Origin of the sequence: Clostridium sp. OM02-18AC, from assembly GCF_003481825.1 — a bacterium.
Taxonomy (GTDB): domain Bacteria; phylum Bacillota; class Clostridia; order Lachnospirales; family Lachnospiraceae; genus Brotaphodocola.
The window spans coordinates 97,311-109,219 of the sequence record NZ_QULW01000010.1 but is presented as its reverse complement, the minus strand read 5'-3'; the positions used below and the strand labels follow the sequence as shown (position 1 = coordinate 109,219).

The window sequence follows — 11,909 nt, the reverse complement described above, 5'->3', positions numbered from 1 at the left end:
GTTGATTCGGTAAAACACTTTACTGGGTCGATGGTTCGCAGAAGTGGCGGAATTGGCAGACGCGCACGGTTCAGGTCCGTGTGGTAGCAATACCTTGTGGGTTCGACTCCCATCTTCTGCATGAGCAGAGCGAAGAACAATCAGTTCTTCGCTCTTTTTGCATACCCTGGAACGGAAAATAGTATGAAAATTTCGGAAATTATGATATACTTATTATAATTATGAGTCCGGAAAGGGGGAATTGGTTTATGAATATACGAGAGATGAGAGAAGCCTGGGAAGCGGATTATTTAAGTCCTTATGCGTCATTAAGCCAAAACACGCAGGGACGTGACCGCGAAGAACAACCATGTGACATTCGCACGGCATATCAGCGGGATCGCGACCGTATTCTTCATTGTAAGTCTTTTCGCAGATTAAAACATAAAACCCAGGTATTTCTGGCTCCAGAAGGAGACCATTACCGGACACGCCTGACGCACACACTGGAAGTTGCGCAGATTGCAAGGACTATTTCCCGTGCGCTCCGGCTGAATGAAGATCTGACAGAGGCTATTGCACTGGGGCACGATCTTGGTCATACACCATTTGGTCATTCCGGGGAACGCATCCTGAATGAACTTTGTCCTTATGGATTTTCCCATTATCTTCAGAGTGTGCGTGTGGTCGAAGTACTGGAAAAAGACGGTAAGGGTCTCAATCTTACGAAAGAGGTCCGGGATGGAATCAAAAATCACAGGACCAGTGGCCATCCTTCCACACTGGAGGGATGCGTTGTGCGGCTTTCCGATAAAATCGCGTATATCAACCACGATATTGATGATGCGATCCGGGCAAAAATCTTCACGGAAGATCAGCTTCCGGCGCAATATACCGACGTTCTTGGACATAGCGTAAGGGAACGTCTGGATTTACTGATTCACGATATTATCGGGCAGAGTATGGACCGGTCGGAAATCCGGATGTCGCCTCATATCGAGGAAGCCATGCAGGGACTGCGCGGTTGGATGTTTGAAAATGTTTATGAGAATAAAGTTCCGAAAGCAGAAGAGGGAAGAGCACAGCAGCTTTTGGTATTTTTATACCAGTATTATCTGGAGCATACGGCAGAACTCCCGGAAGAATATCTGTTCATGATCTGGGAACGGAAGGAACCCAAAGAACGCGTGGTATGTGATTATATTGCTGGTATGAGCGACAGCTATTCCATCGATAAATTTGAAGAACTGTTCATTCCAAAATCCTGGAAGGTGCATTAAAGAAAGGAGAGGCTTATGTATTATCCGGAAGATGTCGTAGAAGAAGTGCGGACGAGGAATGACATTGTAGATGTGATTTCTGGATATGTAAAACTACAGAAGAAAGGTTCCAACTATTTCGGCCTTTGCCCGTTTCATAATGAAAAATCCCCTTCCTTTTCGGTGTCGCCGCAGAAGCAGATGTATTATTGCTTTGGCTGTGGTGCCGGCGGAAACGTGATCACCTTTGTTATGGAATATGAAAATTATTCGTTTCCGGAAGCCTTAAAGCTACTGGCAGAGCGGGCTGGCATTCATCTGCCGGAGGTGGAGTATTCGAAAGAAGAACGCGCAAAAGCAGATAAACGTTCCACGCTTTTGGAAATCAATAAGCTTGCAGCCAATTATTTTTACTATCAGCTGCATCAGCCCCAGGGAAAGATCGGGTACGATTATTTCCGGAAGCGGGAATTGTCTGACGACACGATCCGGCATTTTGGGCTTGGATTTGCCAATAAGACGAGCAATGATCTGTATCAGTACCTGCGCTCAAAAGGCTATACCGATGAAATTCTGCGTGACAGTGGTCTGGTCACGATGGAGGAGCGCAGCACATATGATAAATTCTGGAATCGTGTTATGTTCCCGATCATGGATGTCAATAACCGCGTGATCGGATTTGGCGGACGTGTGATGGGAGACGGGACTCCGAAATATTTAAACTCACCGGAGACCATGATCTTTGATAAAAGCCGGAATCTGTACGGGTTAAATTATGCCCGTACCAGCCGGGAAAAGTATATACTGGCCTGCGAGGGCTATATGGATGTCATTGCCATGCATCAGGCGGGCTTTACCAATGCGGTAGCGTCGCTTGGCACGGCCTTTACGACCCAGCATGCGGTGCTGCTCAAACGTTATACGGACACGGTGATCCTGACGTACGACAGCGATGGGGCGGGGGTAAAAGCTGCACTCCGCGCAATCCCGATCTTAAAAGAGGTCGGTATCTCCACAAAAGTGCTGAATTTAAAACCTTATAAGGATCCGGATGAATTTATCAAAAATCTTGGGGCGGATGCATTCCGGGAGCGGATTGCCAATGCGCAGAACAGTTTCCTGTATGAAATCGATGTTATGAAGCGGGAATATGATCTGGAAGATCCGGAACAAAAGACCCGTTTTTACAATGCGGTTGCGAGAAAGCTTCTGGAATTTGGGGAGGCACTGGAACGGGATAATTACACCAGGGCTGTTGCGCAGGCGCAGTTTATTCCTTATGAAGATCTGCGCAGGCTGGTGAACCGGCTTGGAAACCAGCTTGGTCCGGTTCCCCTGCAAAAACGGGAAGAAGACAGAACAGACCCGCGTGAGCGGAAAAAGAAAAAAGAAAAGGACGACGGCATTCGTAGGTCGCAGCGCCTTCTTTTGACCTGGCTGATCGAACGGCCGCAGCTTTTTGAGAAGATTGCCGGCATCATTGATGCGGATGATTTTCGGGAGCCATTATATCATGAAGTTGCACAGATGGTTTTTGATGGTCATAAAGAAGGTAACTTAAACCCGGCCGGGATCCTGAATCGATTTATCAACGATGAAGAACAATACAAACAGGTGGCGGCGTTGTTCAACGCAAGCCTGAATGATTCCTTAAATAATGAAGAACAGCGAAAAGCATTTTCTGAAACAGTGCTGAAAGTGAAGAAAAACAGCCTGGATGAGGCAAGCCGGAGCGCAACCGACATTGCGGCGCTCCAACAGATCATCCGGCAGCAGGCGGCACTGAAAACGCTTCAGATATCCATTGACTAGTGAAAGGACCGGATGGGCAATTCCTTTTCCGGTGATCTGCATTTGAGAAAGGGCGGATAGATATGGAAGAACGTACACAGACATTTGATGAGAAACTGGGACTGTTGTTAGAAGAGGCAAAAAAGAAGAAAAATGTGCTGGAAAACCGGGAAATCCTGGATTTTTTCAAAGGCGAGATCCTGGATCCGGAAAAACTGGACCGCATTTATGATTTTCTGGACAAACATAACGTAGATGTCCTTCGTACAGAGGAAGAAGATGATATGGAACCGGATCTGTTTCTGGACGAGGACTCTGAAGAGGAAGAAGAAGCGGAACTGGATAAAATCGATCTTTCTGTACCGGAAGGAGTCGGGGTGGAAGATCCGGTCCGGATGTATTTAAAGGAAATTGGAAAAATTCCGCTTTTGACCACGGATCAGGAAATTGAGCTGGCAAAACGCATGGAACTTGGCGATCAGCAGGCCAAAAAACGTCTTGCTGAGGCAAACTTAAGGCTGGTGGTCAGCATTGCCAAAAAGTATGTAGGAAGAGGCATGCAGTTTCTTGATCTGATCCAGGAAGGCAATCTCGGTCTCATCAAAGCTGTGGAAAAATTTGATTACCGCAAAGGATATAAATTTTCGACTTATGCTACCTGGTGGATCCGGCAGGCAATTACGCGTGCGATCGCGGATCAGTCCCGCACAATCCGGATCCCGGTACACATGGTAGAGACGATCAACCGTCTGATCCGTACGTCCAGACAACTGGTGCAGGAACTTGGCAGGGAGCCAACGGCTGAGGAAATTGCAGCCAAAATGGAAATTCCGGTAGAACGGGTACGGGAAATCCGGAAAATATCCCAGGATCCGGTGTCGTTAGAAACGCCGATCGGCGAAGAAGAAGACAGCCATCTTGGCGATTTTATTCAGGATGACCATGTGGCAGTTCCGGCGGAAGAAGCGACATTCACCCTTCTTCATGAACAGTTAATGGAAGCTTTGGGTACGCTGACAGACCGGGAACAGCAGGTGCTGCGTCTTCGGTTCGGGTTAGAGGATGGAAAACCGAGAACGCTGGAAGAGGTTGGGAAGCAGTTTCATGTGACAAGAGAGCGAATCCGCCAGATTGAAGCAAAAGCGCTTCGGAAACTGCGTCATCCAAGCCGCAGCAAGAAATTGAAAGATTATCTTGACTAAACAATATAGAAAAGGAAGGTAACTGGGCGAACAAAAACAGTTACAAAAGGAACAGAGATAAGATGAAATTATCAGACCGGTTAGAACGGATCGCTGCACAGGCAGCGGAGGTTACAGAAGGATATGTGGCAGATGTTGGGACGGATCATGGATTCGTCCCGATTCGCCTGATCGAAAGCGGAAAAGTAAAGCATGTGATCGCCATGGATGTACGAAAGGGACCTCTTGCCAGAGCCCGTGAGCATGTCCGGGAGTTTGGCATGGAAGACCAGATCGAAACGAGGCTCAGTGACGGCTTAAAGGAATTAAAGCCGGGAGAGGCAGACACGGTGATCATTGCGGGAATGGGAGGCGAGCTGATGCTGCGCATCCTCCGCGATGGTGCGCATATGCATGCAAGTGTAAAGCATTATGTGCTTTCCCCGCAGTCAGAACTTTCTGCATTCCGTCATGGGCTGGAGCAGTTGGGATTTGCAATCCAGAAGGAACAGATGCTGGTGGAAGACGGTAAGTATTATGTGATCATGCATGTCAGTCCTGGAACGATGCATTATGAACATGCATATGAGTATCGTTATGGTGCGGATCTGATCCGGAAAAAAGATCCGATTCTGCAGGAATTTCTGGAACGGGAACTGACGCAGGGAGAAGAACTTCTTGTGCATTTGTCCCAGGCAAAAACAGAAGGAGCAAAAAAACGCGCGGAAAGTTTGAAAAACGAATTGATGGAGACAAAGGAGGCATATCATGCTCTGCAGGGAATTGATTGAAAAACTGGAAGAACTGGCTCCGAAAAGTCTGGCCTGTGAGTGGGATAATTCGGGTTTTCTGGTTGGACGGAGAGAGAAAGAGGTAACAAAGGTTCTGATTGCACTGGATGCAACGGACCGGGTTGTAGAGCAGGCAGTGCGGGAAAAGGCAGATTTTCTGCTCACGCATCATCCGCTGCTTTTCCGTGCAATAAAACAGGTAACGGATGCGGATTTTATCAGCAGCCGGATTGTAACATTACTGCAGGCAGATATTTCTTATTTTGCCATGCACACAAATTTTGATGCGGCGCCGGGCTGCATGGCCGATCTGGCAGCGAAGCGTCTGCAGATTCAAAACGGGGAACCATTAGAGGTGACCGGAGAAGTGAACGGCATTTCTGTGGGAATCGGAAAGGCAGGGATTTTACCAGAATCCTGTTCCCTGGAACAATTGGCAGAGACGGTGAAAGAGGTGTTTGGTCTGCCCTTTGCATTGGTTTATGGAAGTGATACGGCAAATAAACAGGTAAGCCGTGTGGCGGTCTCCCCAGGTGCAGGCGGCAGTATGATCCGTTACGCACTGGAAAAGCATGCGGAAGTGTTGATTACGGGCGATATCGGGCACCATGACGCAATCGATGCAGCGGCGCAGGGACTGGCCATTATCGATGCCGGACATTATGGTCTGGAACACATTTTCATTCCATTTATGGCAGAGTATATCAGACAGGTTTCTGACGGTACGATCGAAGTAATCCAGGCAAAACCGGACTTTCCGGCAAAGGTAATCTGATATGAAACGGACTTTTCCAGGAGTTACGGATTTGAAAAGGAATCCGATCGGAAAGAAAGGAGAACGTTTATGCTTCATGTGTGGGTGTTAGGGCAGGAAAAGCAGTATCGCGAAGATACACTTTTAAAAGATGTAGCAAAAGAAGTGCAGAATCATTTTCAGCATGAAATTTTACTGGCAACGGTAGATGGAAAACTGCAGGAACTTCACAAAAAGGTAAAAGAAGGAAGCCGGATTGAGTTTTTGACTGCTGCGGATAAACCGGGCATCCAGACTTACCGGCGCAGTGTTCTGCTGATTTTGTTAAAGGCATTCTACGAAGTCGTTGGGGCAGAGCATATCAAAAAAGTTTCCGTGGAATACGCGATTGCCAATGGTTTATTTATTGAATCAGAAGGAACGTTTGAAAAAAATCAGGAGCTGGTTGATCGCATCAAAGAAAAAATGCAGGAGTATGTTGCAGCGGAAATTCCGATCATGAAGCGGAATGTGACGACGGATGAGGCCATTGAAGTTTTTCACCGTCACCGGATGTATGAGAAAGAACGTCTCTTCCATTACCGCAGGGTTTCCAGGGTAAACTTATACAGCATTGGCGGGTTCGAGGATTATTATTACGGATACATGGTACAAAATACCGGATATCTGAAATATTTTGATCTGATCCTTTACCGGGATGGCATGATGCTGCTTTTGCCGGAACAACATAATCCAGAACAGGTAGCAAAATTCCATGACCGGGAAAAGCTGTTTGAGGTACTGAATGAAACGGAAAGCTGGGGCAGGCAACTGGAGGTGCCGACCGTTGGAGCGCTGGATGATGTGATCTGTCATGGCAGAATCAGCGAACTGATCCTGATGCAGGAGGCGCTGATGGAAAAGAAAATCGGTGATATTGCAGAACAGATCGCCAGCAGGCCGGACAAGAAAATTGTGATGATCGCAGGACCATCTTCTTCCGGAAAGACGACCTTTTCCCACCGGCTTTCCATTCAGTTAAAGGCGAAGGGCTTAAAACCACATCCGATCGCGGTAGACAATTATTTTGTAAACCGGGTCGACAGTCCGCGGGATGAAAATGGCAATTATAATTATGAGGCACTGGAATGTCTGGACGTGGCGCTGTTCAATCAGAACATGACCGATCTTCTGGCGGGTAAGACCGTGGAAATGCCGGAATATAACTTCATCAAAGGTGTGCGGGAATACCATGGCGATTATCTGACACTGGGCGCGGATGATGTGCTGGTCATTGAGGGAATCCACTGTCTGAATGAGAAACTTTCTTATGCATTGCCGCGAAAGAATAAGTTTAAGATTTATATCAGTGCACTGACGCAGTTAAATATCGATGAGCATAATCGTATTCCGACTACGGATGGACGCCTGATCCGCCGGATCGTGCGCGATGCGCGTACCAGAGGTTCCTCCGCCCAGGATACGATACGGATGTGGCCGTCTGTCCGCCGCGGAGAGGAAGAGAATATTTTTCCGTATCAGGAAGAGGCAGACGTAATGTTCAATTCGGCCCTTGTTTATGAACTGGCTGTCTTAAAACAGTATGCGGAGCCGGTTCTGTTTTCCGTACCGCGTGACAGCGCAGAGTATGTGGAAGCAAAACGGTTGTTAAAATTCCTGGATTACTTCCTTGGTGTCAGCAGTGAGGAAATTCCGCATAATTCCCTGATCCGGGAGTTTATCGGCGGATCCTGTTTTAAAGTCTGAACACGGACAGTTTGTGTGTGATGTGTCCGACGTGGTGGTGGAGTTGCTTGAAAGTCTAAGTTGACAGCACCCCGGAATCGTGGTAGAATTGGGAGCATTGAGTAAGACAAATGGTCGCTGCCGCAGAAACGAAAGGCTGCGGGAGAGGAAAGTCCGGGCTTCACAGGGCAGGGTGCCAGATAACGTCTGGCGGAGGTGACTCCAGGGACAGTGCAACAGAAATATACCGCCGGCTTTGCCGGTAAGGGTGGAAGGGCAGTGTAAGAGACTACCGCCCGTCTGGTAACAGACGGGGCACATGTAAACCCCACTCGAAGCAAGACCGAACAGAAAGCATAAGGCGGCCCGTCTGCTTTCGGGTAGGTTGCTTGAACCAGGTGGTGACATCTGGTCTAGATAGATGACCATTCAACGACATAACCCGGCTTATCGTCTTGCTCATAACCTGATCTTACGAGGGTGGCGCTTCTTAGTGCCCCCTCTTTTTGTATATGTGGAGAGATCGCTTTGCTTTGGAAACGAGGTGGATTTATGAAACAGCATCGAATGCGCATAAAAAGTACCGGTTTGTTTTTCCTGCTTTGCTTTTGGCTGTTGTTTGTTTTTCCGTCCTATGCGATGGATGCTCCCGGAAGCGGAGGGAAAAACTGGAGTTACGGAAAGGATCATCACTGGACTTACCGGGATCAGGACGGGCAGCTGCATACAGGCTGGCTGTACTATGAAGGGGAATGGTACTGGTTCGATGAGCATGGATGGATGCAGACCGGAGGAACCAGAACCATTGACGGGATCCGTTACTTTTTCTTCAGCAATGGACATATGGCTCATAATCAGTATGTGGATTTAAAGTTTTTGGGAGAAGACGGCCAGGAGGATAAGAAAGGGGAAATCCGGGTGATCGGAACCAGAAAACCGGATTCCGAAGACAAGGATCTGATCACGGATTATCTTTATGAGGTGCCAAGAGGGTGGATCCGGCAATTTGTGAAGGACGGCTGGCAGTTCCTTTTTTACACGAAGAAAACTTACTTTGAGGCTCCATCTACTTCTTCCGGGATCTATTATGTCCGCTACAGTACGGACCGTCGCTATAAAAAAGTGAAGTTTTGTGATGCCGATTCCATCTTACAGGCGTTTGGGGAATACGTCGCCTATAAAGCAGGATGTTACCGGGGAGACAGCGCCGTAATGCAGGAATACTGGAAAGTCAGTCCGGTGCTGGAACGCATTTTGGAGATCCCGGATTACTATGCGGAAGATGCAGGCTTTTGTTTTGGAACATTGTTTTCTGCCTATGTAAGCGGAGAAAAAACGGAAGAACTGCGCCGGAAATTTCCAGAACTTTGCGAAAAACTGGAAATGATCCTGCATCAAAAAGAAGAGCCGGCAGATCATTCTGCCAGCTCTTCCCATGTCTCATAGAGTTCTTCCAGTTTTTTCTGGAGGGACTCTTTTTCATTATTCAGTTCTACCAGGTGTGCTACATCGGTGTAAATTTCTTCCTGTGAGAGCAGAGCGTCAATTTCACCATCACGGGTTTCCAGACGATGGATTTCGTCTTCGACCTTCTTTAAGTCATTCTGGCGTTTACGGATGCGCGCCTGTTCTTCTTTCTGGGCTTTCCAGTCCAGCTTTACCTCTGTTTCCGCTGTGGATTTTGCCATACCGGGAACGCCTGTGGCTTTTAAATTTCCGTTTGCTGCAGCTGTTCCAATCGCACGGTCGCGTTCTGTGTGTTCCGAATCCACGTAGAGCTCTTTCATGAGATCCTTCTTTTCCAGATAGTAATCGTAGTTACCGATATAATTTAAGAACGTCTGACCAGTCAGTTCCAGAATCCGGGTTGCAGTCTGGTTGATGAAATAACGGTCGTGGGAAACGTAAAGCACGGTTCCGGTATAATGTTTCAATGCATTTTCCAGAATTTCCTTGGAGGTAATATCCAGGTGGTTGGTTGGCTCGTCCAGGATCAGGAAGTTGGCCTCCGAGAGCATAAGCTTGGCGAGGGAAACACGTCCGCGCTCCCCACCGCTTAAATCGGAGATCCGCTTAAATACATCGTCCCCGGTAAAAAGGAACGCGGCAAGAATGTTGCGGATCTGCGTGTTGGTCAGGTTCGGATAGGCATCCTGCACTTCCTCGAAGACTGTTTTTTCCATATGGAGAACGTGATGCTCCTGATCGTAGTAACCGATATGGACTTTGGATCCCAGCGTGATGGTTCCGGTGTCGGCCGGGAGCATACCGTTGATGATCTTTAATATGGTAGTTTTTCCGGTGCCATTGTTTCCGATGATGGCAACCCGTTCTCCGCGTTTGACTTCCATATCTACATGGGAGAACAGGTGGGTGGAACCAAAGGATTTGCTCAGATCTTTGATGGTGAGGACATCGTTTCCGCTGACAATGTTTGGCTCCAGGGTGATCCGCATCTCATCCTGGATCTCGGCAGGCTTTTCTAAAACCTGGATCTTGGAGAGCATTTTCTCTCGGCTTTCTGCACGTTTGATAGACTTTTCCCGGTTGAAGGATTTTAATTTGGTGATGACCTCCTCCTGGTGTTTGATTTCCTGCTGCTGGTTTAACCAGGCCTTCATCTGGGCAGAGCGGATCATGGCTTTCTTTTCGCTGTAGGCAGTGTAATTTCCAAGGTAGACAGAAGCATGTCCCTGCTCCAACTCCACAACTTTTGTGACAACGCGGTTTAAGAAGTACCGGTCATGTGCTACGATGATCACGGCACCGTTATAGTTTAAGAGATAGGTTTCCAGCCAGGCGATGGATTCCATGTCCAGATGGTTGGTTGGCTCATCGAGGAGGATGATATCCGGGCGGGAGAGCAGAAGCTTGCCGAGGGATACACGGGTCTTCTGACCGCCGGAGAGGGTTGAGACTGTTTTGTCAAATTCGTCTTCCGTGAATCCGAGACCTTTTAATACTCCGGTCAGTTCGCTTTTCCAGGCATATCCGTTTTCCAGCTCGAATGTATGGCTTAAACGGCTGTATGTAGAAAGCATCTGCTCCAGTTCTTCGCCTGAGGCATGCTGCATGCGGATCTCCAGTTCCCGGATCTCAAGCTCCATGTCGATGATGGGCTGCTTGACTTCTTTTAATTCTTCATAAATGGTACGGCTGCTGTCCAGATCCTGATGCTGTGCCAGGTATCCGAGTGTTTTGCCTTTTGCAAGGACAACTTCGCCGGAATCTGCAGCGAGTTCGCCGACGATGATCTTTAACAGAGTGGACTTTCCGGCTCCGTTGATTCCGACAATCGCGGCTTTTTCCTGGTCTTCTATATGGAAAGAAACTTCGGACAGGATTTCATCTGTACCAAATGCTTTGCTGATGTGATTGCATGATAAAATCATAGATAACTCCATTTCGTTACGTTTTCTACTATAAGACTTATCAAGTATAATATAGGTTTTTGGCACTTGTAAAGGCTTTCTGTGTATTTTTTGCTCAGGAATTGTTTGAACATTGACATAGATTTCGCAAACGGTTATAATAGACTACAATAGTTTACGTATAGGAGATGTGCAGCATGGAAAACAGAGAGATATCCAAAGCAGTCATTACAAGGCTTCCGCGGTATTACCGTTACCTCGGAGAGTTATTGGAATCAGGTGTAGAGCGTATCTCATCCAATGAACTCAGTACCCGGATGAAAGTGACTGCTTCCCAGATTCGTCAGGATTTAAATAATTTCGGAGGATTTGGCCAGCAGGGCTACGGGTATAATGTAAAATACTTATATACAGAAATCGGTAAAATTCTTGGAATCGACCGCCAGCATAACCTGATCATCATCGGTGCCGGAAATTTAGGACAGGCGATTGCGAATTATGCAAACTTTGAAAAGCGTGGTTTCATTATCAAAGGAATGTTTGATATCAATCCAAGACTGATCGGTCTTGTGGTACGCGGTATAGAGATCCGTGGTGTCGACGATCTGGAACAGTTCATCAAAGACAATAACGTCCAGATGGCGGCACTGACCATCCCGAAGACGAAAGCACCGGAAATCGCGGACAGGCTTGTGAATGCGGGAATCAAGGCAATCTGGAATTTTGCGCATGTGGACCTGAATGTACCGGATGATGTCGTTGTTGAAAATGTACATCTTTCGGAAAGCCTGATGCGCTTGTCCTACCGGGTATGCAGCATGCAGGACCGAAAGAAAGAAGAAGAGCAAAAGAAGGCGCAGGGCGAATCATAACAGAACCATGTGAAGGGGAAGCGCGTTATTGTTCGCAGGCTGGTTTTTGAACAGTAATGCAAGGGCCGGCAGGCAGGGGTAAGCGAATTCTCCTGCCTGTCGTTTTTTGCTACATGGGAAAATGAGAGTTGCCGGGCACGTATGCGCAAACAGCAGCAAACGATGTCCTATTCAAGGAGGCGGAAC

General features: G+C 47.6%; 9 protein-coding genes, 1 tRNA gene and 1 other RNA gene. 10 read left to right on the top strand and 1 reads right to left on the bottom strand.

The genetic code is table 11. The features are described from left to right. Nucleotides 1-37 precede the first annotated feature (37 nt). From DXB18_RS08770 to DXB18_RS08730, 9 genes are all read left to right on the top strand, one after another. Nucleotides 38-121: transfer RNA gene (locus DXB18_RS08770), tRNA-Leu, on the top strand. A gap of 127 nt (nucleotides 122-248) precedes the next feature. Continuing rightward, a complete protein-coding gene (locus DXB18_RS08765; protein ID WP_118543377.1) occupies nucleotides 249-1,259 on the top strand; it encodes a deoxyguanosinetriphosphate triphosphohydrolase in 1,011 nt (336 codons plus the stop codon). 15 nt (nucleotides 1,260-1,274) lie between these two features. Then, on the top strand, nucleotides 1,275-3,050 hold the full coding sequence (gene dnaG / locus DXB18_RS08760) for a DNA primase (RefSeq protein WP_118707271.1): 1,776 nt from the start codon (nucleotides 1,275-1,277) through the stop codon (nucleotides 3,048-3,050). Between the two features lie 62 nt (nucleotides 3,051-3,112). Next, nucleotides 3,113-4,231 (top strand): RNA polymerase sigma factor RpoD, encoded by a 1,119-nt coding sequence (gene rpoD / locus DXB18_RS08755; protein WP_118543379.1) that lies wholly within the window; start codon nucleotides 3,113-3,115, stop codon nucleotides 4,229-4,231. Nucleotides 4,232-4,293: 62 nt separating this feature from the next. Next, the gene (locus tag DXB18_RS08750) at nucleotides 4,294-5,001 is read left to right on the top strand and encodes a class I SAM-dependent methyltransferase (RefSeq protein ID WP_118707269.1); all 708 of its coding nucleotides are present in this window, start codon (nucleotides 4,294-4,296) and stop codon (nucleotides 4,999-5,001) included. Further along, nucleotides 4,979-5,776, top strand: a complete 798-nt coding sequence (locus tag DXB18_RS08745; RefSeq protein WP_118707267.1) for a Nif3-like dinuclear metal center hexameric protein — start codon at nucleotides 4,979-4,981, stop codon at nucleotides 5,774-5,776. The genes DXB18_RS08750 and DXB18_RS08745 overlap by 23 nt, the downstream gene beginning before the upstream one ends. A gap of 69 nt (nucleotides 5,777-5,845) precedes the next feature. After that, nucleotides 5,846-7,501, top strand: a complete 1,656-nt coding sequence (locus DXB18_RS08740; protein WP_118707265.1) for a nucleoside kinase — start codon at nucleotides 5,846-5,848, stop codon at nucleotides 7,499-7,501. A 98-nt stretch (nucleotides 7,502-7,599) separates the two neighbouring features. Beyond that, nucleotides 7,600-7,946, top strand: an RNA gene (gene rnpB, locus DXB18_RS08735) — RNase P RNA component class A. An 86-nt stretch (nucleotides 7,947-8,032) separates the two neighbouring features. After that, entirely contained in the window at nucleotides 8,033-8,926 is an 894-nt protein-coding gene (locus DXB18_RS08730) for a hypothetical protein (protein WP_118543383.1), read from the top strand. Here DXB18_RS08730 and DXB18_RS08725 read toward each other — a convergent pair. Continuing rightward, nucleotides 8,896-10,872 carry an ABC-F family ATP-binding cassette domain-containing protein gene (locus DXB18_RS08725; RefSeq protein ID WP_118707263.1) on the bottom strand — a complete coding sequence of 659 codons (1,977 nt, stop codon included), beginning with the start codon at nucleotides 10,870-10,872 and terminating at the stop codon, nucleotides 8,896-8,898. The genes DXB18_RS08730 and DXB18_RS08725 overlap by 31 nt on opposite strands. Nucleotides 10,873-11,048: 176 nt before the next feature. Between DXB18_RS08725 and DXB18_RS08720 the strand changes: the two genes are divergently transcribed. After that, a complete protein-coding gene (locus tag DXB18_RS08720) occupies nucleotides 11,049-11,723 on the top strand; it encodes a redox-sensing transcriptional repressor Rex (RefSeq protein ID WP_118543385.1) in 675 nt (224 codons plus the stop codon). Nucleotides 11,724-11,909 lie beyond the last annotated feature (186 nt).